The 24518-nt window shown below is 72.0% G+C and carries 24 protein-coding genes and 1 pseudogene; 13 read left to right on the top strand and 12 right to left on the bottom strand.

What is annotated here, in order from left to right; all coding sequences use genetic code 11:
• The first annotated feature begins 63 nt into the window (after positions 1-63).
• The 3 genes from OG452_RS32140 to OG452_RS32130 all read left to right on the top strand — a co-directional run bounded on the left by OG452_RS32140 (position 64) and on the right by OG452_RS32130 (position 2625).
• Positions 64-999 (top strand): M56 family metallopeptidase, encoded by a 936-nt coding sequence (locus tag OG452_RS32140; protein ID WP_327299055.1) that lies wholly within the window; start codon positions 64-66, stop codon positions 997-999.
• Positions 1000-1076: 77 nt separating this feature from the next.
• Positions 1077-1766, top strand: a complete 690-nt coding sequence (locus OG452_RS32135) for an HAD family hydrolase (RefSeq protein ID WP_327299852.1) — start codon at positions 1077-1079, stop codon at positions 1764-1766.
• Positions 1767-1980: 214 nt separating this feature from the next.
• Positions 1981-2625, top strand: a complete 645-nt coding sequence (locus OG452_RS32130; protein ID WP_327299054.1) for a TetR/AcrR family transcriptional regulator — start codon at positions 1981-1983, stop codon at positions 2623-2625.
• A gap of 13 nt (positions 2626-2638) precedes the next feature.
• Here OG452_RS32130 and OG452_RS32125 read toward each other — a convergent pair whose 3' ends face one another.
• Positions 2639-2983 (bottom strand): ArsR/SmtB family transcription factor, encoded by a 345-nt coding sequence (locus tag OG452_RS32125; RefSeq protein WP_327299053.1) that lies wholly within the window; start codon positions 2981-2983, stop codon positions 2639-2641.
• A gap of 135 nt (positions 2984-3118) precedes the next feature.
• Between OG452_RS32125 and OG452_RS32120 the strand changes: the two genes are divergently transcribed.
• Complete coding sequence (locus tag OG452_RS32120; RefSeq protein WP_327299052.1) at positions 3119-4198, top strand: NADH:flavin oxidoreductase/NADH oxidase; 1080 nt, start codon at positions 3119-3121, stop codon at positions 4196-4198.
• Positions 4199-4267: 69 nt separating this feature from the next.
• Here OG452_RS32120 and OG452_RS32115 read toward each other — a convergent pair whose 3' ends face one another.
• Genes OG452_RS32115 through OG452_RS32095 form a run of 5 tightly spaced genes read right to left on the bottom strand, consistent with a single transcriptional unit; the run spans position 4268 to position 9728 of the window.
• Positions 4268-5356, bottom strand: a complete 1089-nt coding sequence (locus OG452_RS32115) for a mandelate racemase/muconate lactonizing enzyme family protein (RefSeq protein ID WP_327299051.1) — start codon at positions 5354-5356, stop codon at positions 4268-4270.
• Between the two features lie 55 nt (positions 5357-5411).
• Entirely contained in the window at positions 5412-6056 is a 645-nt protein-coding gene (locus OG452_RS32110; RefSeq protein ID WP_327299050.1) for a LutC/YkgG family protein, read from the bottom strand.
• Positions 6053-7471 carry a LutB/LldF family L-lactate oxidation iron-sulfur protein gene (locus tag OG452_RS32105; protein WP_327299049.1) on the bottom strand — a complete coding sequence of 473 codons (1419 nt, stop codon included), beginning with the start codon at positions 7469-7471 and terminating at the stop codon, positions 6053-6055. The genes OG452_RS32110 and OG452_RS32105 overlap by 4 nt, the downstream gene beginning before the upstream one ends.
• A complete protein-coding gene (locus OG452_RS32100) occupies positions 7468-8223 on the bottom strand; it encodes a (Fe-S)-binding protein (RefSeq protein ID WP_327299048.1) in 756 nt (251 codons plus the stop codon). Before OG452_RS32100 ends, OG452_RS32105 begins: the two co-directional genes overlap by 4 nt.
• 47 nt (positions 8224-8270) lie before the next feature.
• A complete protein-coding gene (locus OG452_RS32095) occupies positions 8271-9728 on the bottom strand; it encodes a sugar porter family MFS transporter (protein ID WP_327299047.1) in 1458 nt (485 codons plus the stop codon).
• Positions 9729-9968: 240 nt separating this feature from the next.
• Here OG452_RS32095 and OG452_RS32090 point away from each other — a divergent pair, with 240 nt between their 5' ends.
• The 3 genes from OG452_RS32090 to OG452_RS32080 all read left to right on the top strand — a co-directional run bounded on the left by OG452_RS32090 (position 9969) and on the right by OG452_RS32080 (position 11948).
• The gene (locus tag OG452_RS32090; protein WP_327299046.1) at positions 9969-10832 is read left to right on the top strand and encodes a fumarylacetoacetate hydrolase family protein; all 864 of its coding nucleotides are present in this window, start codon (positions 9969-9971) and stop codon (positions 10830-10832) included.
• A gap of 17 nt (positions 10833-10849) precedes the next feature.
• Complete coding sequence (locus tag OG452_RS32085) at positions 10850-11155, top strand: L-rhamnose mutarotase (RefSeq protein ID WP_442810129.1); 306 nt, start codon at positions 10850-10852, stop codon at positions 11153-11155.
• Positions 11156-11267: 112 nt separating this feature from the next.
• Positions 11268-11948, top strand: coding sequence for a GntR family transcriptional regulator (locus OG452_RS32080; protein WP_327299044.1), 681 nt, complete (start codon positions 11268-11270; stop codon positions 11946-11948).
• A gap of 57 nt (positions 11949-12005) precedes the next feature.
• Here OG452_RS32080 and OG452_RS32075 read toward each other — a convergent pair.
• From OG452_RS32075 to OG452_RS32060, 4 genes and pseudogenes are all read right to left on the bottom strand, one after another.
• Positions 12006-13057 (bottom strand): annotated as a pseudogene (locus OG452_RS32075) (ABC transporter ATP-binding protein); the annotation flags it as partial.
• A 301-nt stretch (positions 13058-13358) separates the two neighbouring features.
• Positions 13359-14066 (bottom strand): class I SAM-dependent methyltransferase, encoded by a 708-nt coding sequence (locus OG452_RS32070; protein WP_327299043.1) that lies wholly within the window; start codon positions 14064-14066, stop codon positions 13359-13361.
• A complete protein-coding gene (locus tag OG452_RS32065; RefSeq protein WP_327299042.1) occupies positions 14063-14740 on the bottom strand; it encodes a TIGR04282 family arsenosugar biosynthesis glycosyltransferase in 678 nt (225 codons plus the stop codon). Before OG452_RS32065 ends, OG452_RS32070 begins: the two co-directional genes overlap by 4 nt.
• The gene (locus OG452_RS32060; RefSeq protein WP_405559847.1) at positions 14737-15468 is read right to left on the bottom strand and encodes a glycosyltransferase family 2 protein; all 732 of its coding nucleotides are present in this window, start codon (positions 15466-15468) and stop codon (positions 14737-14739) included. Before OG452_RS32060 ends, OG452_RS32065 begins: the two co-directional genes overlap by 4 nt.
• A 114-nt stretch (positions 15469-15582) precedes the next feature.
• Here OG452_RS32060 and OG452_RS32055 point away from each other — a divergent pair, with 114 nt between their 5' ends.
• Positions 15583-16413, top strand: coding sequence for a response regulator transcription factor (locus OG452_RS32055; RefSeq protein ID WP_327299040.1), 831 nt, complete (start codon positions 15583-15585; stop codon positions 16411-16413).
• Positions 16410-17522 carry a sensor histidine kinase gene (locus OG452_RS32050; RefSeq protein ID WP_327299039.1) on the top strand — a complete coding sequence of 371 codons (1113 nt, stop codon included), beginning with the start codon at positions 16410-16412 and terminating at the stop codon, positions 17520-17522. Before OG452_RS32055 ends, OG452_RS32050 begins: the two co-directional genes overlap by 4 nt.
• An 88-nt stretch (positions 17523-17610) precedes the next feature.
• On the opposite strand, the gene argG is transcribed toward OG452_RS32050, so the two are convergent.
• The gene (gene argG, locus OG452_RS32045; protein WP_327299038.1) at positions 17611-19059 is read right to left on the bottom strand and encodes an argininosuccinate synthase; all 1449 of its coding nucleotides are present in this window, start codon (positions 19057-19059) and stop codon (positions 17611-17613) included.
• Between the two features lie 333 nt (positions 19060-19392).
• On the opposite strand from argG, the gene OG452_RS32040 reads away from it, so the two are divergent.
• From OG452_RS32040 to OG452_RS32025, 4 genes are all read left to right on the top strand, one after another.
• Complete coding sequence (locus OG452_RS32040) at positions 19393-20478, top strand: WD40/YVTN/BNR-like repeat-containing protein (RefSeq protein WP_327299037.1); 1086 nt, start codon at positions 19393-19395, stop codon at positions 20476-20478.
• Between the two features lie 48 nt (positions 20479-20526).
• Entirely contained in the window at positions 20527-21204 is a 678-nt protein-coding gene (locus OG452_RS32035) for a uracil-DNA glycosylase (protein ID WP_327299036.1), read from the top strand.
• Complete coding sequence (locus OG452_RS32030; protein WP_327299851.1) at positions 21189-22277, top strand: N-acetylglucosamine kinase; 1089 nt, start codon at positions 21189-21191, stop codon at positions 22275-22277. The genes OG452_RS32035 and OG452_RS32030 overlap by 16 nt, the downstream gene beginning before the upstream one ends.
• 92 nt (positions 22278-22369) lie before the next feature.
• Positions 22370-23296 (top strand): sirohydrochlorin chelatase, encoded by a 927-nt coding sequence (locus tag OG452_RS32025; protein WP_327299035.1) that lies wholly within the window; start codon positions 22370-22372, stop codon positions 23294-23296.
• A 123-nt stretch (positions 23297-23419) separates the two neighbouring features.
• Here OG452_RS32025 and OG452_RS32020 read toward each other — a convergent pair whose 3' ends face one another.
• A complete protein-coding gene (locus OG452_RS32020) occupies positions 23420-24463 on the bottom strand; it encodes a lactonase family protein (RefSeq protein WP_327299034.1) in 1044 nt (347 codons plus the stop codon).
• Positions 24464-24518: the final 55 nt, after the last annotated feature.

Here is a 24518-nt window from a genome sequence, read left to right as displayed (position 1 = left end):
CCTGCGTCACTTGCGGAGCCAGGCCATACCCCGGCGACACACCGACTCCATAAACTGACGACCATGGTGGTCTCCCTAGCGCTGTTGCTACTCGGAGCCGTGGCTGCTGTTGCGGCACCGCGGCTTCTGGCACGCGCGCAGTGGCCCGAGCGGGAGCCCGTGGTGGCGCTGTGGGTGTGGCAGTGCGTGGTTGCCGCCGTACTGCTCTGCTTCGCGCTGGCGATGACCTTCAGCGCGTCGGCGGCCTGGCAGCTCGTACGGGGCCACCTCTTCGCCCCCGCCCCGCACGCCGTGGTGGAGGCGTACGCCCTCGGCACGTACGCGCAGTGGTCGGCGGCGACAGCGACGGTACTGGCCGCCTGCGGTGTCTGGACGGCCGTGATGCTCACCAGGGAGATCCGCCGCGCACGGGCCGCGCGCCGGCAGAGCCACAGGGAACTGCTGGTGCGCTCCCCCGTGCTGCCCGGCGAGGAACCGGGCAGCGAGCGCCTCGTCGTACTGGAGGGCGAGCGCCCCGATGCCTGGTGGCTGCCCGGCACGGCTCCCCAGCTGGTCATCACCACGGCGGCCCTTCGGGGGCTGAAAGGCCGTCAGCTCGATGCCGTGCTCGCCCATGAGCAGGGCCATGCCCGGGCCCGCCACGACTGGCTGCTGCACTGCTCGGCCGCGCTGGCCGTGGGCTTCCCGCAGATTCCGGTCTTCGCCGCCTTCCGCAACGAGATGCACCGGCTGGTGGAACTGGCCGCCGACGATGTGGCTTCGCGCCGGTTCGGGCGGCTGACCATCGCGCTCGCGCTGGTACAACTCAACGAGCACCGCGGCGTTTTCGGCCCCTGCCCGACCCCCGACGCGGAGCTTCCGCACCGAGTCGACCGGCTGCTGAACGCGGCCCCGCGCCTCACCGCCGGCCGCAGGCTGCGGCTGACCGCCGCCGCCTCGCTGGTGCCGGTCGTGCCACTGCTGGTGGCGTTCATCCCGGGACTGCGCGCGCTCGGATAGTGGTGGCGGCCGGTGCCGGCGATGACACCGACGCCTGCGTGACAGCCGGACGACGGGAAATAATGCCCCCCATGACGATCAAGGCCGTACTCTTCGACTTCTCCGGGACGCTCTTCAGGACCGAGCCCGTCGCGACGTGGCTGCGCGCCACCCTGGACGAGGCGGGCCGCACGCTGGACCGGGATGAATTCGCCCTCCGCACAGCGGAGTTGACGGCTGCGGGCGCACAGCCCGGCGGCCCGAGCCCCGAGCGGGTACCGCCCTCGCTCGCCGCGCTGTGGGCATCCCGCGACGAGGGCGCCGAGCAGCACCGCGCCGCGTACACGGGACTCGCCCGTCAGGTCGAGCTGCCGGATCCGGCCCTGTACGACGCCCTCTACGCACGTCACATGAGAGCGGACGCCTGGAGCCCCTACCCGGACACGGCCGAGGTGCTCAGCACCCTGCACGCCCGCGGGATCGGGGTCGGCGTGGTGAGCAACATCGGCTGGGACCTCCGGCCCGTGTTCCGCGCCCACGGGGTCGATCCGTACGTGGACCACTACACCTTGTCGTACGAGCACCGCATCCAGAAACCCGACGTCCGGCTCTTCCGCGCCGCCTGCGAGGCGCTGGGCCAGGATCCCGCCGAGACCCTGATGGTCGGTGACGACCGCCGCGCCGACGGCGGTGCCCGGGAACTGGGCTGCGCGGTCCATTTCGTGGACCACCTCCCGGCCGCCGAGCGCCCGGACGCACTCCGTCCGGTCCTGGATCTCGTCGGCTGACACGACGGCGCGACCGGATCCAGCTCACCGAGGAATCACCCGAACTACCGAGAGCGGCTGCCAATCTACGGGCGGGGACAGCAGGACACCCGAAACCGGACGGTCCCCCGCGCCGCCCGGTCCGGGCGTTGCCCGCAGAACGGCCCCTGACGGGGCCCTTTGCAGGTTGCGCTGATTATAGTTGGCTGAGAGCCAGTCAACGCAGGAGTAAAGCATGTCCCCGCGCAGCCAATCGGTCAATGAGGAGTTGCGGCGGCGTTCCCGCGAGCGGCTTCTGCAGGCCACAGTGGATCTTGTCGGTGAGCGCGGATACGAGGCGACGACACTCGCGGATATCGCCGACCGCGCCGGATCCGCCCGCGGCCTCGTCTCGTACTACTTCCCGGGCAAGCGGTATCTGCTGCAGTCCGCCGTACACCGCCTGATGCACCGCACGCTCTCGGCGGCCCTGGAACGCGAGCCGCACACCGACGACGGTCAGGAGCTGCTGGCACGGGCCATCGACGCGATCCTGGGGCTGGCCGCCGACCACCCCGTACTGATGCGGACACATATGGCCGGAATCCTCCAGGAACAGGGATTCGTCCAGTGCCCCGAGCAGCAGCAGCTCGCCCGGGTCCTGCGCTCGGCCGTTGAGCGGTACGGATCACCCGACCCGGACACCGACTACCCGCTGCTGCGCGCCCAGCTGATGGGCACGGTCTTCGCCCAGTTGCTGCCGGGGGCGCCCATGCCGTACGCGCTGCTGCGGGCCGAACTGTTCCAGCGGTACGGACTCGACTGGAAGCTGGGAGCACCCCCGGACGACGGAGCCGAGGGAGTCGGAGGGCCCGGCCCGGCCGCCACGTCGCCGCGCTGACGGCAACGGAGGTTCACGCCTCCCGCGCGGCCTCGGCCGCGGCCGCGGCGAGGACACTGTCCAGCAGGCCGGGGAAAACCGCTTCCAGATCCTCCCTGCGCAGCACGTTCATCTTCGCGGTCCCCCGGTAGATCTGCCGGATCACACCGCTTTCGCGCAGCACCCTGAAGTGGTGGGTGGTGGTCGACTTGGTCACCGGGAGCACGAACCGGGAGCACGACAACTCGCCGCCGTCCGAAGCCAGTTCACGCACCACGCACATCCGCATCGGGTCGGCCAGCGCATGGAGCACCCCGTCCAGGCGGATCTCGTCACGCGCCGGATGAGCGAGTGCACGGCTGCTCGTTGCGGTCGCCACGACGACTCTCCTTCATTCGGGCCCGGGCGGGTCCGGGGACGGCTCTATTGTACGAGCTTCATCGTAGTTTGACATTCACCGTACTACGACGGATATCGTACGAGCGTCCCGACGCCGTTATGAATGGAGCCTGTCGTGAGCGCCCTTTTCGAGCCGTACACCCTGCGGTCGCTGACCTTCCCCAACCGCGTGTGGATGCCGCCCATGTGCCAGTACTCGGCGGCCACCGCGGGGCCCGGCACGGGCACCGCCGACGACTGGCACTTCGCGCACTACGCCGCGCGGGCCGCCGGAGGCGCCGGCCTGGTCATCGTCGAGGCGACCGCGGTCAGCCCCGAGGGCCGGATCACCCCCGCCGACCTGGGCATCTGGAACGACACACAGGTCGAGGCGCTCCGCCGGATCACCGGCTTCCTCAAGGGACAGGGCACGGTTCCCGGAATCCAGCTCGCCCACGCCGGACGCAAGGCGTCAACGGACCGCCCCTGGAACGGCGGCGGCCCGGTCGGAGCCGACCAGGGCGGCTGGCAGCCGGTCGCACCCAGCCCGGTCCCCTTCGACCGGGGCGAGCACGTACCGGATGAGTTGACTACCTCTCAGATACGGGACATCGTCAGCCAGTTCGCCGATGCAGCCAGGCGAGCGCTCGACGCGGGGTTCCAGGTCGCCGAGATCCACGGCGCACACGGCTATCTGGTGGGCGAGTTCCTCTCCCCGCACAGCAACCACCGCACCGACGAGTACGGCGGATCCTTCGAGAACCGCACCCGCTTCGCGCTCGAAGTCGTGGACGCCGTACGGGCGGTGTGGCCCGACGAGCTGCCGCTCTTCTTCCGCGTCTCCGCCACCGACTGGCTGGACGAGGGCGGCTGGACGGCCGACGACACGGTGCGCCTCGCGCCGCTGCTCAAGGAACGCGGCGTCGACCTGCTCGACGTGTCGACCGGCGGCAACGCGGCCGGGGTCCGCATCCCGGTCGGCCCCGGCTACCAGGTGCCCTTCGCGGCACGCGTCAAGGCCGCGACACCGCTGCCCGTCGCCGCCGTCGGCCTGATCACCGAGGTCGAACAGGCCGAGAAGATCCTGGCCAACGGCGAGGCGGACGCGGTCCTGCTCGGCCGCGAGCTGCTCCGCAACCCGTCCTGGGCCCGGCACGCGGCCCGGGAGCTCGGCGCCGACGTGCACGTACCGCAGCAGTACCACCGCTCCGTCTGAGCACTGGCCGGGAGGAAGCGCGCCGTCCTCCCGGCCGTCTCACAGGCGCGCGCTTCCGGAGTCACGGCTCTACGCGACCCGCAGATCCGCGATGGCGTCCTCGTCCCACTCGATGCCGAGACCGGGCGTCTCCGGCGGGACGACACAGCCCTCCTCGATGACCAGCTCGCTGCGCGTGATCGCACCGAGCTGCGGAATGTGCTCCACGTACATCCCGGCGGGGACCGCGCACGCCAGGCTCGCGTGCAGCTCCATCAGGAAGTGCGGTGCCACCCGCACATTGCAGGCCTCGGCGGCGTGTGCGACCTTCAGCCACGGTGTGATGCCGCCGACGCGGGCCACATCGGCCTGCACGATCCCGGCGGCGCCCGCCGACAGGTACTCGGCGAAGTGGCCGACGCTGTACATCGATTCGCCCACCGCCACCGGCACCGTGGTCGAGCGGGCCAGTCTGCGGTGCCCCGCGACGTCGTCGGCCGGCAGCGGCTCCTCGAACCACGCGATATCGAGCGGCTCGTAGGTGCGGGCCCGCCGGATCGCCTCCGCCCCGGTGAGCGACTGGTTGGCGTCGACCATGATCTCGAAGGCGGGCCCGGTCGCCTCGCGGACCGCCGCGAGCCGTTCCGCGTCCTCGACCGCGGTGGGCTTGCCGACCTTCAGTTTGGCGCCGCGCAGCCCCGAGGCCTGCGCCGCCGAGACGTTCTTGACCAGCTCGTCGGTGCTCAGATGCAGCCAGCCGCCCTCGGTGTCGTACACGGGCAGCCGGTCGTGCGCACCGCCCGCGAGCCGCCAGAGCGGTTCACCGGCGCGCAGACACCGCAGATCCCACAGGGCCGTGTCGACGGCGGCCAGCGCCAGCGAGGTGAGGAGCCCGAAGGCGGTAGCCCGGGTCGCGGCGAGCATCCGGGCCCAGACCGCCTCGACGTTACGGGCGTCGGCGCCCAGCAGAGTGGCGGCGAGGTGGTCGCGCAGCAGCGCCAGTACGGAACTGCCGCCGGTGCCGATCGTGTAGGAGTACCCGGTGCCGCTCAGCCCGTCGTCGGTCCCGACGGTGACGAGGATCGTCTCCTGGCGGACGAAGGTCTGGGTGGCGTCGGTACGCAGTGTCTCGGGTTCGATCGAGACGAGCCGGCAGTCGACGCTCGTGATTCTGCTCATGGATGTGGTCTCCCGCTGGTTCCGTCGCTCGTCCGTGGCCCCGCTGCCCGGTCCTTCACTCGGTGCTCGTGCCCTCCTCGACGAGGACGACTTCGAGGGTGCGGGGGCCGTGCACGCCTTCGACGCGGTTGAGTTCGATGTCGCTGGTGGCCGAAGGGCCCGAGATCCAGGTGAGCGGGCGCGCCGGATCGAGCCGTGGCAGGGCCTGCGGTACCGAGGCGACCACCTGCTCCGGGGCCCGTACGACGCAGATGTGGTGGTCCGGCACGAGGGTGATCCGGCGGCGCCCCTGGCCGGCGCCGCCGTCCAGGACGATGGTGCCGGTCTCGGCGATGGCCACCGCGCATCCGGTGACCACACTGTCCACGGCGTCGAGTTCCTGCGCGGTCGACGCGGGTGTGTCATCGGTCCGGGCGGCGGTGGACTCGGCCAGCCACCCGGCGGGCAGCCCGGGAGGTGCCAGTACGGTCGTCGCGCCGCGCTCGGCCAGCAGCCGGGCGAGGAGCGCGGGCAGCCCGTCCGGCCGGGTCCGGTGCACGAGGGCGCGGTAGTCCGCGAGGTTCTCGTGGAGGAGGTCCAGCACGGCCACCGGGTCGTCGGCGGTGTGTGTGGTGAGGTAGTCGCGGGTGACCTCGGGGGCCTCCGGCGCCCCGGCGACCGCGGCACGTACGCGGGCGAGGATCTGGTCGCGGGAGCTCATGTGCGGTTCTTCTTCCACCAGTCACGGAACGGTTCGGGCGGCACTTCGGGCAGGTCTCGGCTGTCGGTCCAGGCCGCCGCGCCCGGCAGCCGCCTGGGGTGCAGTGCGCGGGTCTTCGATGCCGCCTTCTCACCGGCGGCGAGTGCGGCCGGATGGTTCAGCACCCAGCCGGCCGCCTTCATGGCCGCCTTCTCAAGCCGGTGGCCCCTGCCGCCCTGGCCGGCGACCCGCTCGCGCAGGTGGACCAGGACTTCGGGGATGTCGATGGCGACCGGGCACACGTCGTAGCAGGCGCCGCAGAGCGAGGAGGCGTAGGGCAGCGAGGCGTCGATCTCGCTCTCCGTGCCCCTGAGTTGCGGGCTGAGGATGGCGCCGATGGGCCCGGGGTAGACCGAGCCGTACGCGTGGCCGCCCGCCCTTTCGTACACCGGGCACACGTTGAGGCAGGCGGAGCAGCGGATGCAGCGCAGCGCCTGGCGGCCTACCTCGTCGGCCAGGGTGTCGGTGCGGCCGTTGTCGAGGAGGACCAGATGGAAGTCCTGCGGCCCGTCGGCGTCGGTGGTGCCGGTCCAGGTGCTGGTGTACGGGTTCATCCGCTCGGCCGTCGACGAGCGCGGCAGGGTCTGCAGGAAGACCTCCAGGTCCTGCCAGGTGGGCACGGTCTTCTCGATGCCCACCACCGAGATCAGCGTCTCGGGCAGCGTGAGGCACATCCGGCCGTTGCCCTCGGACTCCACCACCACGAGCGTGCCGGTCTCGGCGACCATGAAGTTGGCGCCCGAGATCCCGACCTTGGCCCGGAGGAACTTCTCCCTCAGGTGCAGCCTGGCGGCCTCGGCCAGCTCGGCCGGGGCGTCGGTCAGCCCCTCCGGAGCCGGCCGCCCCCACTCACTCATCGTCCGGGCGAAGATCTCCCGGATCTCGCCCCGGTTGCGGTGGATCGCCGGGACCAGGATGTGGCTGGGGCGGTCCTCGCCCAGCTGCACGATCAGTTCCGCGAGGTCCGTCTCGTAAGCGGCGATCCCCTCGGCCTCCAGGGCTTCGTTGAGACCGATCTCCTGGGTCGCCATCGACTTGACCTTGACGACCTCTCGCTCACCGGTCGCCTTGACCAGTCCGGCGACGATCCGGTTGGCCTCATCACCGTCGGCCGCCCAGTGGACGGTGCCCCCGGCGGCCGTGACCGACTCCTCCAACTGCACCAGATACTGGTCCAGGTGACGCAGCGTCCGGTCCTTGATCTGTTTGCCCGCCTCCCGCAGCTGCGCCCAGTCGGAGAGCTCCGCCACCGCCTTCGCCCGTTTGTCGCGGATGGTGTGGGTGGCGTGCCTGAGGTTCCCGCGCAGGGTCTCGTTGTGCACGGCTTCCCTGGCCGCCTTCGGGAAGGACGGCATCCCGAGATAGGTACCGCTCATACGTGGGGCTCCTCTTCGGTGCTCGCCAGGATCTCGGCCAGGTGGAGCGCCCGCAGCGGCGCGTCCTGGCGGCGCAGAATGCCGCCGATGTGCATCAGACAGGAGTTGTCGGCCCCGCACAGCACTTCGGCGCCTGTCGACACAGCGTTGCGCACCTTGTCCTCACCCATGGCGGCCGACACGTCCGCGTTCTTCACCGCGAAGGTCCCGCCGAAACCGCAGCACTCCTCGGCCCCTTCCAGCTCCCGCAGCTCCAGCGCGCGTACCGCTTCGAGAAGTCGGCGTGGCCGGTCGCCGAGGCCCAGCATCCGCAGGCCGTGGCAGGACGGGTGGTACGCCACCGTGTGCGGGAAGTACGCCCCCACGTCGACGACCCCCAGCACGTCCACCAGGAACTCCGTCAGCTCGTACGTCTTGGGTACGGAGCGGGCAGCCGCGTCGGCGAGCTCGTGACCGCGGCGCTCCGCCACCGCCTTGCGGCCGATCCGCGGATAGTTGTCGCGGACCATGGCCGCGCAGGATCCCGACGGCGTGACGACGTAGTCGTAGGGGGCGAATTCGCGGTCGAAGCGCCGGACCAGGGGTTCGGTCTCGCGCCGGTAGCCGGTGTTGAACTGCGGCTGCCCGCAGCAGGTCTGTCCGGCGGGGAAGCCGACCTCCACCCCCAGCCGCTCCAGCAGTTTCACCACGGCGATGCCGGTCCGTGGATACAACGCGTCATTCACACACGTCACGAAGAGTCCTACCCGCATGTGTCCTTCTCGGGGTCGTCCACGGCTCGGGGCCGCGGCGGATGTGGTCAGGCGGCGGCCGGGGCGGAGGCCGGCGCCGCGTCCTTGCGCCGCCACTCCGCCTCGATCTCCTCCAACGAGCGGTTCGCCGTCTCGGGTACCCGGGTGAGGACGAATGCGAGCCCCAGTGCGGAGATCACTGCGTAGATCCCGAAGACCCAGAAGCCGATCGCATCGAGGATGTCAGGAAAGGTCAAGGAGAAGAGGAAGTTGAAGAGGTACTGGGTGAACGTGACGACCCCCATGCCCAGAGCGCGGGCGCGCAGCGGCAGGATCTCCGGGATGTAGAGCCAGAAGACCGGGCCGAGGCCGAACCCGAAGGCGAAGGTGAAGGCGAAGACGCACACGACGTCGAGAGCGGACGAGTGCGGGAACAGCGCCAGCAGGATCAGCGGCGGCACCTGGCCGCCCAGGCTCCAGGCGAGCATCCTGACGCGGCCGAGCCGGTCGATCAGGGGCAGCGAGATCGCGGTGGAGATCACCAGGGCGCCGCCGACGCTGTAGTTGGCGATGATGCCGGTGTCGGCGGAGTGTCCGGTGGCGCCGGCGAAGACGGTGGGCGCGTAGTAGACGACCGCGTTGATCCCGGTGAACACCTGGAAGAAGGTCAGGACAAGACCGATCCGCAGCGCGGGGCGGTAGCGGTGCAGCAGTTCCCGCAGACCGGCCTCCTGCATCCCGAGGCTCTGCTGAATCTCGGCCGCTTCCGCGTCCGCCTCGTCGCGCGACGGCCGCAGCCGCATCAGTACCGCATGGGCTTCGGCCTCCCGGCCGCGCAGGCTCAGCCAGCGCGGGCTGGCCGGGCTGAGCACCATGCCGACGAGGAAGAGAAGGGCGGGCAGCGCCCCCAGCCCGAGCATCCACTCCCAGGCGCCCGAGCCGCGCAGGGCGTCACCGGCGCCATAGGCGATCAGGATGCCGACGTTGACGCTGAGTTGGTAGAGCGCGCTGATCAGACCCCGTATCCGCTTCGGCGCCAGTTCGGTCAGATAGATCAGGCCGAACATATTGGCCAGGCCCACGGCGAGACCGAGGACGAACCGGGAGACGAGCAGCATCGCGACGCTGGTCGACAGCGCGCAGCCGAGCGAACCCACGGCGAAGACGATCCCGGCGACGATCAGCAGATGCCTGCGGTCGAACCGCTTGGCGGCCAGCGATCCGACGACGATCGACGGCAGCGCACCGAGCAGGATGAGGCTGGTGACCAGGCCCTGTTCGGTGGAGGAGAGGCCGAACCGGTCGGTGGCGAAGGGCAGTGCGGTGGCGATGGCGCCGGAGTCGTATCCGTACAGCAGTCCCGCCATTCCGCCGAGCACCGCGACGGCCTTGACGAAACGGGGAAGCGGCGGGGTGACCGCGCCGGTGGGACTGGGTCCGGGGCCGGGACGGGGTCCCGGACCCGGATCGGGCGTACTTCCGGACGGTTGGCGCGCGGTGGGGACGGAGCGCGGGGAGTCGGCCATGGCGCCTCCAGAACAGCCGGAATTTTCCTATAGGAATTTGAGGGTCATCGGAGGTTAGCCATGAAGCCCTGTCGGGCGTCAACCCTTGAGCCGCGCTTTTCCGGCGCCGCAAGGGCTTCAGTGCCGCGGGGGTTCTCCCCGTCTGGCTTTTCCTATAGCTTTCGTCTCACTAACATCCGACCTCTGAGGCCTCTGAGACCTCTGAGGCCGACGAGTCCGACACCTGAGGAGGCTGCTGTCATGCAGCTCATGCGACTGGGCGATCCGGGCAGCGAACGCCCCGCCGTACGCGAAGCCGGTGTGCTCTACGATCTCGGCCCGCTGACCGACGACATCGACGGGCGGTTCCTCGCCCGCGGCGGGATCGCCCGGGTCCGGGAAGCCCTCCGGACGGGGTCGCTCGCCGGACTCCCGGGAGCGGACCGGCTCCGGGTGGGCCCACCGGTCGCCCGGCCCGCCGCGGTCCTGTGCGTCGGCCAGAACTATGCGGCCCACGCGGCGGAGTCGGGCAGCGAGCCGCCCAGCGCACCGATCATTTTCTTCAAGCACCCCAACACGGTGGTCGGACCGTACGACGACGTCCTGATACCGCCCGGGGCGAAGACCGTGGACTGGGAGGTCGAGCTGGCCATTGTCATCGGACACACCGCCCGCTATCTGGACTCGGCGGAAGCGGCGGCCGAGTGCATCGCGGGATACGCGGTCTCCCATGACGTGTCGGAACGGACGTACCAGCTCGACGAGTCGGGCGGCCAGTGGTCGAAGGGCAAGTCGAGCGAGACGTTCAACCCGCTCGGTCCGTGGCTAGTACCGGCCGGCGACCTCGCCGGAGGCCCGCAGGACCTGAACCTCCGCAGCCGCGTCAACGGCGAGCCGCGCCAGGACTCCAGCACCGCGGACATGATCTTCGGGGCGCATGAACTTGTACGCCACCTCAGCCACTATCTGGTGCTGGAACCCGGCGACGTCATCAACACCGGCACCCCGGAGGGCGTCGCGCTCTCCGGCCGTTTCCCGTATCTCTCGGCGGGCGATGTGGTCGAGCTCGAAATCGACGGGCTCGGCGCGCAGCGCCAGACGGTACGAGCGGCGGTGGCAGGCTGATGCGGCGGATCGCGCAGGTGATCAAAGTACGTCCGGAGAAGCTGGCGTACTACCGCGAGCTGCACCTGGCGGTTCCGGAGCCGGTGCTCGCCCGGCTGCGGGCGAGCCATATCGCCAACTACTCGATCCATCTGCTCGGGGACCGGCTCTTCAGCTACTACGAGTACCACGGCGACGACCTGGCCGCGGATCTCGCGGCGATCGGCCGGGACGAGGCGACCCGCGCGTGGTGGGAGCTGACGGACCCCTGTCAGGAGAAGGTGCCGGAGGCGGGACCCGACGACTGGTGGGCCCCCATGGAGCAGGTCTTCCTCATGGAGTAGGTACGCGCGGTTCCTATAGAATCGGTGGCCCGCAGGGTAGCCGCCGTAGGCACCGTGAAGGCGCGGTGAAGTTGCTGCGAGGTGGCTACCCGACGGGCTGGAGGAGGGCCGGATGCTGTCGGACGAAGGAGCGCCGGCGCCGCAGCGCCAAGTACTGGGCGACAGCGTCTACGAGGCCGTCAAGGCGATGGTCATGGACCACGAGATCAGGCCGGGCGCCCGGGTCGGCATCGAGGCGCTCGCCCGTACGCTCCAGGTCTCTCCGACGCCGGTACGTGAGGCGCTGGCACGGCTGGAGTCGGACGGCCTGGTCACCAAGCGGTCACTCGCGGGGTACCGGGCCACCGAACTGCTCACACCGCAGGGTCTCGAGGAGCTGTTCGAGATGCGTCTGCTGCTGGAGCCGACCGCGGCGGCGCTGGCCGCGGCCCATGCGGACGACGAGCAGCTCGACAGCATCGAGAGCCTGGTGGAGGAGATGCGCGACCGCCCTGGATCGGGTGAACGGTACGCCGTCTACCGGGAGTTCGCGGCGGGCGACCAGCGTTTCCACGACACGATCGCCCGCGCCGCCGGCCGCCCGCTGCTGGCGGACGCGGTGAGCCGGCTCCACTCGCATCTGCACATCTTCCGGCTCAGCAGCATCCAGGGCGCCGCCGAACCGACACTCGCCGAGCACGACCGCATCCTGCGCGCCGTGCTGCGCCGCAGCCCCGAGCGCGCGGCGGAGGCGATGACGGACCATCTGAGACGCAGCATCGAACGCCAGCGCAGCCGCCGGCAACAGCGCTGACCTCAGGACGCCGGGCAGACGTCGAGCGGGTCGGGCGTCGGGCGGGCGTCTGGCTGGCTAAGGGCCGGTCCCCCATCGCGCGGAGTCGTTTGCGCCCGCGCCGGGCCTCAGTCGGCCAATGCGACGGGCCCCGGCGGGGCGCCGTGCCAGGTGTTCCAGAGCGCGGCGTACGCGCCGCCTGCCGCGATGAGCTCATCGTGGGTGCCGAGTTCGGCGAGCCTGCCGTCCGCCATGACGGCGACCCGGTCGGCATCGTGCGCGGTGTGCAGACGGTGCGCGATGGCGCTCACGGTGCGGCCTTCGAGGACCGCGGCCAGAGCGCGCTCGGTATGGCGTGCGGTCGCCGGGCCGAGCAGGGCGGTCGCCTCGTCGAGGATCAGGGTGTGCGGGTCGGCCAGCACGACCCGGGCCAGGGCCAGTTGCTGCGCCTGAGCGCCGTCGAGCAGTCGACCGCCCGCGCCCAGTTCGGTGGCGAGCCCGTCGGGGAGACCGGCCGCCCACTCGGCGCCGACAGCGTTCAGGGCCGCGGTCAGTTCGGTGTCGGTCGCGCCGGGTGCGGCGATCAGCAGATTGTCCCGCACCGTACCGAGGAAGACATGGTGTTCCTGGGTGACCAGGACGACCTGGCGGCGCAGCTGTCCGGGCGGCTGGTCCGCGAGCGGCACTCCGCCCACCGTGACCGCGCCCGTGCGCGGGACGTCGATTCCCGCCAGCAGCCTGCCCAGCGTGGACTTCCCGGCCCCGGACGGCCCGACGACGGCCAGCCGCTCACCGGGCCGTACGGTCAGGTCGACCCCGTGCAGCACATCGCCGCCTTCCCTGTACGCGTAGTGGACACCCGTCACCTCGATCCGCTCGCCCGCCGGCACCCCGGGCACCGACGGTGGAACGGGCGCCGGGGCCTGCGCCAGCCCCTCCACCCGGGCGAAGGCGGCCCCGCTGCTCTGCAGTTGCTCGACCCACTGGAGGACGGTGTCCAGGGGCGCGGACAGCCGGCGGAGATAGAGCGCGGACGCGACCACCACACCCAGTGACACCACGCCCCGGTCGTTCAGCACGCCCCCGAGCAGCAGCACGCCGGCGACCGGCAGTACATACGAGACGTCGACCGTCGAGCAGCGCGGCGGTCCAGCGGAGCAGCGCCCCCGAGCTGCCGGACCGGAGTCCTCCGTCGATCGCCCGGGACAGCAGATAGGGCGGCAGCGTGAGACCGGTCATCCACGCGCTGCCCAACAGAGAACCCGCCGCGATCCTGCGGCGCTGCACGACGACCAGCCACCACAGGTAGCGACCGGCACTCCGGCTGTCGGGGGTGCCCGGGTCCGTCGGTATGACCGCCATGGCACGGGACTTTACCGACTCTGCACCTGCGGCTCCGGGCCGGCCGGTTCCGGGTGGTGCGACCGGTGCTCAGAGTCCGTGGCCCGGCGCCTCCGCAGCCGAGTACGCCTGGTGCACGACGGCACCGGACCGGCGGAGCGCGATGAAGGGGCGGCCCTCCTCCTGCCACTGCCCGGCCGCGCTCCAGCCGGTCGCGCGCGCGTGGCCGAGGAGGGCGCGTACGCCGACCCGGGCCCAGGGGAAGTCGGACCCGGCGCCGCCTCTGCCGTCGTCGACCCGGACACGTACGCACTCGTCGACATCGACCGGGGCGGCCTCAGCCAGCAGCAGCCCCCGGGGGGCGACCAGTTGCGCGGCCCTGCTGAGCAGCGCGCGCGGGTCGCCGCCGATACCGATGTTGCCGTCGATGAGCAGCGCCGTACCCCAGCGCCCCTCCCCCGGCAGCCGGTCGAACACCGAGCGGCACAGGGCCGGTGCTCCGGCGCGTGCGGTGCGGGCGACGGCCGCCGGGCTGACATCGACGCCGAGGGCCCGGTGGCCCCGTCCGGCCAGTGCGGCGACCAGCCGGCCGGGGCCGCAGCCGATGTCCAGGACCGACCCCTCGCACCGGGCGAGTACGGACATGTCGGTACGGTCGGCGCCCGCGCACCAGCGTTCCACGTCGAGCGGAAGGAGCCAGCCGTCGGCGCGGCGGAGGAACAGCGGGCCGCGTCCGGTGCGGAGCGCGTCGGTGTACGGATCGGACTGCCAGCAGGGGGCCCGGACGGGGGCGCTCACCCCCGGGCTCCGGTGCGGTGCCCGGACGGGGCGGCGGGGGCGGAAGCCGGTGCTGCCGCCGCGATGCCGACGACGGCCGCCGCGAAGCGGCTGTGCGGAATGGCGGCCGCCACTGTCCGTACGTCGTCGGCGGTGTCCACGTCGCGCAGCTCGGGCAGATCACGGACGGTCAGCCCGGCGCCGGTGAGCCTGGCCCGCTGCGCCGCGCCGGTCCCCGGGACCGACATGGGAACGCCGCGCATCAGTCCGGGGCGGGGTTCGGCGAATCCGAGTGCCCAGAACCCCCCGTCTGCGGCCGGACCGAACCAGGCGTCACAGTCGCTCCAGCCGCCGGGCTGGAGCACGGGGGCCAGCAGGGCCGGGGTGAGTTGCGGGGTGTCCATACCGACGAGCAGTGCGGGGCCCGTACAGAGGGCGAATGCCGCGGCGAGCCGTTCGTCGAGTCCTCCCCCGCTCTGCGGTACGACCTCGATACCGGGCGGCAGCCACTTCCCCGGCGCGCCTTCGAGCACCAGGATCCGGCGACGGGCGGGACAGGCCAGGACCGCTGCCAGCGTGTCGCTGAGCGCGGCCTCGGCGATCTGCGCCGCCTGCTGCGGGGTGTAGGGCGGCGTGAGCCGGGTCTTGACCCGGCCCGGCAGCGGCTCCTTGGCGATGACGAGCAGCGTGGTCATCGCACCGCCGTCACGGCCGTGGCGGGGCGGTTCAGCACTGAGCGCATGTCGCCCACCGCCTGCCAGGTGCCCCGCCAGGTGCCGGTGACCTTGGACTTCCCGGTGCGCGGCCGGTAGGGCACGTCCTGCTCGGTGATCCGCCACCCCGCGTCGGCCGCTCGTACGACCATTTCCAGCGGGTAGCCGCTGCGCCGGTCGGTCAGCCCGAGGCCGAGCAGCGCCGTGCGGCGGGCGGCGCGCATCGGGCCGAGGTCGCGCAGGCGCAGCCCGGTGCGGGTGTGCAGCATCCGGGAGAGCGCGTAGTTGCCCGCGCGGGCGTGCAGCGGCCAGGCGCCGCGCCCGTCGGGGCGCCGGCGGCCCAGCACGAGGTCGGACTCGCCGTCCGCGACCCGGCGGACGAGGCCGGTCAGCAGCCCGGGGTCCAGCGAGCCGTCGCAGTCGCAGAAGCACACCAGCTCAGCGGTCGCGGCGCGCAGGCCCGCGTGGCAGGCGGCGCCGAAGCCGCGGCGGGATTCGTGGACGACGGTGGCCCCGAGGCCGGCGGCGATGGCGGCCGAACCGTCGGTGGAGCCGTTGTCGACCACGAGTGCCCGCCAGCCGGCCGGGATGCGCTCCAGCACCCGGGGCAGCGCTCCGGCTTCGTCGAGGCAGGGGAGGACGACGTCCACCGTCGTGGGGGGCACGGGGTTCGGGGGCCTCAGAGGCGTCAGGTCGGTCACGTCCCTCACCGTACGAAGCAAACGGAGCGCGATGGCTCTTCCGCTCCTTACGAAACGCGGACGTCCGTGCGCAACCACCCGGTCGACCGTCCGTTCGCCGCGGCTCGGTGACACGCTGGGGTCATGCAGAACCCGCGCCCCGCCCTCACCCCGCCCCGCGTGCTGGTCGTCGACGACGACCCGACCGTCTCCGAAGTCGTCGCCGGCTATCTCGACCGGGCCGGGTACTCGGTGGAGCGCGCGGCCGACGGCCCGGCCGCCCTGGAGTGCGCGGCACGGCGCAGGCCCGATCTGGTGGTCCTCGATCTGATGCTGCCGGGCATGGACGGTCTTGAGGTGTGCCGGATGCTGCGGGACCGCGGCCCGGTCCCGGTGATCATGCTGACCGCGCGCGGCGACGAGGACGACCGGATCCTCGGGCTCGAAATAGGCGCGGACGACTACGTCACCAAGCCGTTCAGCCCGCGTGAACTGGTGCTCCGCGTCGACTCGGTGCTGCGGCGCAGCCGTACGGGCGGCGACCGGCCGGGGCCGCTGCTGCACGCAGGGGGAGTCACGGTGGATCCCGCGGCCCGGCGTGCCACCAAGGACGGAAGCGAACTCGCCCTGACCCTGCGGGAGTTCGATCTGCTGGCCTATCTGGTCGGACACCCGGGGCAGGCTTGCGGCCGGGAGCAGCTGATGCACGAGGTGTGGGGCTGGGAGTTCGGCGATCTGTCGACGGTCACGGTCCATGTGCGCCGGCTCCGCGGCAAGATCGAGGACGATCCCGCCGCACCGAGGCTGATCCGGACCGTCTGGGGGGTCGGGTACCGGTTCGAGGACGGGCCGGACCGGATGGACGGGGCGGACCCCGGGGGCGGGGGCGGAGAGGCCCGGCCTGGTGCGGCAGAGGCTGCCCGGTCCGGTGTGGAAGAGTCCCAGTCGCGGTCGGGAGAGGCGGGCGCGCGATGAAGGATCTGCTGCTGATCGCCCTGTACGCGTTCCTCGGCGCCGGTGCGGCCGGGCTGGTCGGGGCGGGTGCCCTGTGGCGGCTGCGCCACCGCTCGGTGGCCCTCTCGCTCACCGTCATCTCGGCCGTCGCGGTGACCGCGATGCTCGCCGGGACGCTGGCAGTGGCCAGGGCGATGTTCCTGTCGTCGCACGACCTCAAGGTGGTGACCCTGGTGGTGGCCATGGCCGCGGTGGTCTCGCTGGCGACCGCGCTGCTGCTGGGGCGCTGGGTCGTCGCGGGCAGCAGGGCGCTGACGCTGGCCACGCGGTCCTTCGGCGACGGGGGCGACTTCGCCGTGCCGGGCGGAGCGCCCACCGCCGAACTGGCCGACCTTGGGAGGGAGCTCGCCGCGACGAGCGAGAAGCTGGCGGCGTCGCGCCGCCGTGAACAGGCGCTGGAGACCTCGCGGCGTGAGCTGGTCGCGTGGATCTCGCACGATCTGCGGACTCCGCTCGCCGGGCTGCGGGCGATGTCCGAGGCGCTGGAGGACGGGATGGCCGCCGACCCCGAGCGCTACTTCCGGCAGATCCGCACCGAGGTGGACCGGATGAACACCATGGTCGGCGACCTCTTCGAACTGTCCCGCATCCATGCGGGGGCGCTCATGCTGACACCGATCCGGATGTCCGTGTACGACCTGGTGGGCGACGCGCTCGCCGGGGCGGACCCGCTGGCCCGCGAGCACGGCGTCCGGCTGGAGGGAGGCGGGGTGGAACCCCTGCCCGTCGATGTGGACGGCAAGGAGATGACCAGGGTCCTGGCCAATCTGCTGGTCAACGCCATTCACCGGACACCGGCCGACGGGACGGTGGCGATCGCGGCCGAGCAGCGGGCCGGTTCCGTCGTCCTCTCGGTGACCGATGGCTGCGGCGGCATCCCGGAGGACGATCTGGTGCGGGTCTTCGACACCGGCTGGCGGGGCACCGAGGCCCGCACTCCCCCGGCGGGCGCCGGTCTCGGACTGGCCATCGTGCGCGGCATCGTGGAGGCGCACGCCGGTCAGGCGGCGGTGCGCAACGTGACCGGCGGCTGCCGCTTCGAGGTCACCCTGCCCGCGGCCCGCTCCTAGGTGTACTGCCCCGTGAGGCCGGGGACGCGGCAGGACAGACCGGAAGCGGTTGTCGCTCTCCCAGTGGTGTCCTGCCGCCGCCCGGCGGTCAGTCGGTGCCGAACTCCATCGCGGCGCGGTCGAGCATCTGGTCGTCGCCGTCCACCTTGCCGCGGGAGGCGATGGCCTCGGCGCCGCCCTGCGGCATCGCGCCGATCAGCCCCGTCGACGCGGCCTGGGCGGCGCCGATGAGCGTCTCGTGCGTGTTGCCGACGATGCCGAGATCCGCGTACTGCTCCAGCTTGGCGCGCGAGTCGGCGATGTCGAGGTTGCGCATGGTGAGCTGGCCGATCCGGTCCACCGGGCCGAACGCCGAGTCCTCCGTCCGCTCCATGGACAGCTTGTCCGGGTGGTAACTGAACGCCGGGCCCGAGGTGTTCATGACCGAGTAGTCCTCACCGCGCCGCAGCCGCAGCGTCACCTCTCCGGTGACCGCGGCGCCCACCCAGCGCTGCAGCGACTCACGGATCATCAGCGCCTGCGGGTCGAGCCAGCGGCCCTCGTACATGAGGCGGCCGAGGCGCCGGCCCTCGTTGTGGTACTGCGCGACGGTGTCCTCGTTGTGGATCGCGTTGACCAGCCGCTCGTACGCGGCGTGCAGCAGCGCCATCCCCGGGGCCTCGTAGATACCGCGGCTCTTGGCCTCGATCACCCGGTTCTCGATCTGGTCGGACATGCCCATGCCGTGGCGGCCGCCGATGGCGTTCGCCTCCATCACCAGGTCGACCGCGGTGGCGAACTTCGCGCCGTTGATCGTCACCGGGCGGCCCTGGTCGAAGCCGATCGTCACGTCCTCGGCGGCGATCCGGACCTCGTCGTCCCAGAACCGGACACCCATGATGGGGTCGACGGTCTCGACGCCGGTGTCGAGGTGCTCCAGGGTCTTGGCCTCGTGGGTGGCGCCCCAGATGTTGGCGTCGGTGGAGTAGGCCTTCTCGGTGCTGTCGCGGTACGGGAGGTCGTGGGCGACCAGCCACTCCGACATCTCCTTGCGGCCGCCGAGTTCGGTGACGAAGTCGGCGTCGAGCCACGGCTTGTAGATGCGCAGGTGCGGGTTGGCGAGCAGACCGTAGCGGTAGAACCGCTCGATGTCGTTGCCCTTGAACGTCGATCCGTCGCCCCAGATCTGTACGTCGTCCTCAAGCATCGCCCGGACCAGCAGGGTGCCGGTGACGGCGCGGCCCAGCGGCGTCGTGTTGAAGTAGGAGCGCCCGCCGGACCGGATGTGGAACGCACCGCAGGTGAGCGCGGCCAGTCCCTCCTCGACCAGCGCCGCACGGCAGTCGACCAGGCGCGCGATCTCGGCGCCGTACGCCAGCGCGCGGCCCGGTACCGACGCGATGTCGGGCTCGTCGTACTGGCCGATGTCGGCGGTGTAGGTGCACGGGACGGCACCCTTGTCGCGCATCCACGCAACGGCGACGGAGGTGTCGAGGCCACCGGAGAAGGCGATGCCGACGCGCTCGCCGGTGGGCAGGGAGGTAAGAACCTTAGACATGGAAAGAGTATGCGCCACAACGCATGGTCATGCAAAGTCAGGGTGTTTCGAGCGCTGCGTCCAGCGGACGCGGTGAGCCTGGCGGGTTCGCCGTCCGGCAGGTTCGTGGGCCGGCGGATTCCTCGCCCGGCGGGCTCCTCCCCCGGGGCTTCGGCGGTCGCGGGCGTCGGCGTACCGGCGCGGCCCACGGCCCCGGGAAACGCGGTGTGAACTGGGCGGATGAATGCTCGGGGGGTCACTGTCAGTGGGGCGCGGCAGACTGGCCGTTATCCATCCGCTGCACCACGTGGCTGGTGCAGGCGGCGTACCGGAAACGTACGAGAGGTGTCGTCCATGACCGAGGTTCTCCTGACAGTGGGCACGCGCAAAGGCCTCTTCATCGGCCGCAGATCCGGCGGGGTCTGGCAGTTCGACGGCCCGCACTTCAACGCACAGGCGGTGTACTCGATCGCCATCGACACGCGTCACTCCCGCCCGAGACTTCTCGTCGGCGGGGACAGCGCGCACTGGGGTCCGTCGGTTTTTCACTCCGACGACCTCGGGATGAGCTGGACCGAGGCGAGGAAACCGGCGGTGAAGTTCCCCAAGGACACGGGCGCTTCGCTGGAGCGGGTGTGGCAGCTCCATCCGGCCGGGCCGGCTGCTCCGGACGTCGTCTACGCGGGCACGGAGCCCGCCGCGCTCTTCCGCTCCGAGGACCGGGGGGAGACATTCGAGCTGGTGCGGCCGCTCTGGGAGCACCCGACCCGGTCGAAGTGGGTGCCGGGCGGAGGCGGCGAGGCGGTGCACACAGTGGTCACCGACGGTCGCAGCGCCGACGCCGTGACCGTCGCGGTCTCCACGGCCGGGGTGTTCCGCTCCCGCGACGGCGGCTCGGCCTGGGAGCCGTCCAACAGAGGCGTGTCAGCGGTCTTCCTGCCTGATCCCGACCCGGAGTTCGGGCAGTGCGTCCACAAGATCGCACAGGATGCCGGGGACCCGGACCGGTTGTATCTGCAGAACCACTGGGGCGTGTACCGCAGTGACAACGCGGGCACCACCTGGACCGACATCGGCGCGGGGCTGCCCTCCACCTTCGGCTTCGCGGTCGCCGCCCACCCGCACCGCCCAGGCACCGCCTATGTCTTCCCCATCACGGCCGACTCCGACCGCGTTCCGGCGGACCGCAAGTGCCGTGTCTACCGCACCAGTGACGCCGGAGCGAGCTGGGAGGCGCTCTCGGCCGGGCTGCCCGGGGGCGCTCACTACGGCACAGTGCTGCGCGACGCGCTCCGTACGGACGACGCCGACCCGGCAGGGGTGTACTTCGGCAACCGCAATGGCGAGGTGTACGCGAGCGCGGACGACGGCGACAGCTGGCAGCAGCTCGCCTCGCACCTGCCCGATGTGCTCTGTGTACGGGCGGCGGTGATCGCCTGACCGCACCCGGGACGGCGCCGATGCCGTGTGCCAGTAGAGTGACGCCCCGTGGCAGCACGACCGTTGAATGAAATTGTCGAAGCGGGGTGGGCGCGGGCGCTCGCTCCCGCAGCCGAACGGATCACGGCGATGGGCGAGTTCCTGCGCGCCGAGATCGCCGCGGGACGCACCTATCTTCCGTCCGGGGCGAACGTGCTGCGTGCGTTCCAGCAGCCGTTCGACGAGGTACGCGTCCTGATCGTCGGCCAGGATCCGTATCCGACGCCGGGGCACGCCGTCGGGCTGAGCTTCTCGGTGGCGCCGGAGGTGCGTCCGGTGCCCGGCAGCCTCGACAACATCTTCCGTGAGATGCACGCGGACCTGGGCATGCCCCGCCCGTCCAACGGTGATCTGACGCCCTGGGCGGAGCAGGGCGTCCTGCTGCTCAACAGGGCACTGACCACGGCCCCGCGCAAACCGGCGGCACACCGCGGAAAGGGCTGGGAGGAAGTGACCGAGCAGGCCATCCGGGCCCTGGCCGCGCGGGGAAAGCCGCTGGTCTCGGTGTTGTGGGGCCGCGACGCCCGTAATCTCCGTCCCCTGCTGGGGAACCTCCCGGCGGTCGAGTCGTCCCACCCTTCCCCCATGTCGGCGGATCGCGGCTTCTTCGGTTCGCGCCCCTTCAGCCGGACCAACGGCCTGCTGGTGCGCCAGGGTGCCCAGCCCGTGGACTGGCGGCTGCCGTGACGTGGGTGCTGGGGGTGGACTCCGGCGGCTCCGGCCTACGGGTAGCGCTCGCCGATGCGGCGAATCCGGCGCTCACCGAATCCGCGGCCTCCGGGTCCACAGCCTCTGGAACCCAAGCCTCCGTGTCCCTGGTCTCCGAGTCCGTGGTCTCCCGGGTTCCGGTGCGCACCGGACCCCGCGGTATCGAGGCGGCCCATCTGCTGGAGCAGCTGCTGCCGATGGCGGGGGAACTGCTCGGGCACGCAGGCGGTGCCGGGGTGTCGGCGGTGGCGATCGGCGCCGCCGGGATGGCGACGCTCGGGGACGATCTGCGCGCCGAGCTGCCCGCGGCGCTGGAGCGCTCGCTCGGTGTACGACGGCTGGCGCTCGCCGCGGACGCGGTGACGGCGTACGCGGGAGCTCTGGGCCAGCGGCCCGGAGCGGTCGTCGCTGCGGGTACCGGGATGATCGCGCTGGGCACCGACCTCACCCGGTGGCGCCGGGCTGACGGCTGGGGGCATCTGCTGGGCGACTGCGGCGGCGGGGCCTGGATCGGCCGGGCCGGCCTGGAGGCCGGGTTGCGCGCGTACGACGGACGGCGAGGTGGTTCGGCCGCGCTGCTGGAGCGGCTGGAGGCGGTTTTCGGACCGGCGGCCGGCCTGCCGGGCGCCCTCTACCCGCGTTCGGACCGGCCCGCGGTGCTCGCCTCGTTCGCCCCGGAGGTGGCCCGGTGCGCGGCGAGCGACCCCGTGGCGGCCGCGATTCTGCGGGAGGCGGCCCGGCAGATCGCCGAAGCCGCCGCCGCCGTCTGCCCGCCGGAGTCGCCGGGATCGTCAGCGCCAGCAGAGTCGTCGGGGTCACGCCCGCGCTGTGAAGTAGCCCTCACGGGTGGTCTGTTCAAGATGGGGGACCCGCTGCTCACCCCCGCGCGCGAGGAGTTCGCCGCCCTTCTGCCGTACGCCAGACCTGTGCCGGCGGCCGGGGATCCGCTGGTGGGAGCGGTACTGATCGCCTCCGCGCTCGCCACGGAGAGTCTCCGGCTGCCACCGCATCCACAGCTCTTGCGTGTGGTGACGGAACAGGATACGCGATGAGGCCCAGACGCAACGGATAAATGAGGACAGACGCCGCGCGAACGCACCCTCCCCGAACGGCCCGGCCTGCAAAGCCAGTAGCATGCGGCGCCATGAGCTCCCCCAATGGGCCCGCATCCGGCCTGCCTGTACGAATGCCGCGACCTCGCCAGACCGGACGGCACCGCCGCCCGGAACCCGCGGTGGCTCCTGAGGGCGCGCCCGCGCTGGTTCTCGCCGTTCCCGGCACACCTTCCGCCGCTGTCCGCGGCCTGGCGGAAGAGGTTATTTCCATCGCCCGCTCCGAGCTGCCCGGCCTGGATGCCCGTATCGGTTACCTCGATGGCGCCGACGACGAGTTCCCCGCCCTTGACACGATCCTTTCCCGCACGGCGGCCGAGCGTGTGGCGCGCTATGAGCAGGCGAGGGCCGCCGGACGTGAGGTGGCCGAGCCGACGGGCGCCACCGCCGTCGTGGTGCCCCTGCTGGCGGGCCCCGACGTGGCCACCGAGCGGCGGATACGGCAGGCCGTGATGGACAGCACCACCGCCGCCGAACTGACCGAGGTGCTGGGACCGCACCCGCTGCTCGCGGAGGGTCTGCACGTGCGCCTCTCGGAGGCGGGTCTCTCCCGCGCCGACCGGGCCAGGCTGTTCACGGTCGCCACCGCGGCCGACGGCATCATCCTGGCGACGGTCGGCGGCGACGAGGCCGTGCAGGCCGCCGGGATCACCGGAATGCTGCTGGCCGCGCGGCTGGCCGTGCCGGTGATGGCCGCCGCACTCGATGTGGACGGTTCGGTCTCCGCCATCGCGGAGCAGCTGCGCGGTTCGGGGGCGGCCCACCTGGCGCTCGCGCCCTACCTGATCGGGCCCGAGGTCAGCGCGGAGCTGCTGGCCGGGGCCGCCGAGGAGGCGGACTGCGCCGCCGCCGAGCCGCTCGGCGCCTACCCGGCGGTCGGCAAGCTGGTCCTCTCGAAGTACACGACCGCGCTGGGCATCACCCCGCAGCAGCCGTCCCAGGGAGCCCCGGTCGGCTGACCTGCGGAACGACCACGGTCACGTACGGGAGTGGGTCCGCACCGGGGCAGCACAGGATGCCGGTGCGGACCCTCCGTACGTCCTGCTGGCCTGCGGCCCCCGCTGTCCCGGGAGGCCGAGCGGTCAGGCGAACACCACGCACGAGGCGGCGGCCACCTTCACGGAGCCGGAGCGGCTGGGAACCCCCGTACGCGGGTCGATGTCGAACCAGCTGACGTCCCCCGAGTGCTCATTGGCCGCGTACAGCCGCCTGCCACCGGGGTCCACCACGAGGTCGCGCGGCCACCGGCCGCCGCAGCCCACCGTGGTGGTCAGGACGGGCTTCTCCCGGCTCTCGTCGATGGCGAGGACCGAGATGCTGTCCTGCCCCCGGTTCGCCGCCCAGACGAAGCGCCCGTCAGGTGCGACGGCCACCCCTGAGCCGTAGCTCTCCCCCGCTGTGCCCCCGGGCAGCAGCGCGGTCCTGCCGACCGGCTCCAGCGTGCCCTCCCCGGCGTCCCACCGGCAGACCGTGAGCGTGGGCTCCAGCTCATTCAGGACGTAGACATGCGTCCCCGCCGGATGGAACGCCAGGTGGCGGGGCCCGCTGCCGGGCCGCAGCGCGGTCTCCCCGTGCACCGTCAGCGCGCCCGTGACGCCGTCCAGCGCGCAGACCCGTACGGAGTCGGTCCCCAGGTCGACACTCAGCAACCAGCGCCCCGTGGGGTCCTGCTTCACCTGGTGGGCGTGCGGGCCCTCCTGGCGGGCCGGGTCCGGTCCCCGGCCCTCGTGCCGCAGTACGCAGACGGGCGCGTCCAGTCCGCCGTCCTCGGCGCGGACGGGCAGCACGCTGACGCTTCCCGAGCTGTAGTTGGCCGTGACGACGTGCCCGCCGGTGCGTACGAGGTGGGTGGGGTCGGCGCCGCCCACGGCGACCGGCGCACCGATCAGCCGGGGCCGCGCTCCGGTGATGTCGAAGGCCGCCGCCGCGCCCTCGCCGGTCTCGGAGACGGCGTACAGGACCGAGCCGCCGGGGGCCGGGGCGAGGAATGAGGGATTCGGCAGGGTGTCCGCCGCGCCCAGCACGGTCAGCGCCCCCGCCGCGTCCACCGATGCGGCGACGAGCCCCGGTCCCCCCGCCGATGTGAACGACCCGATGAACGCCCGCCCGGCACCTGTGGTGACCACCGTGCTCCCCTTCTCCGTCGGCGCCCGGTCCGTGCGTGGCCGGGCTCCGGCAGAC

This window comes from Streptomyces sp. NBC_01197 (assembly GCF_036010505.1).
Lineage (GTDB): Bacteria > Actinomycetota > Actinomycetes > Streptomycetales > Streptomycetaceae > Streptomyces.
The sequence above is the reverse complement of the archived record's forward strand: the minus strand, read 5'-3'. Positions and strand labels throughout refer to the sequence as shown.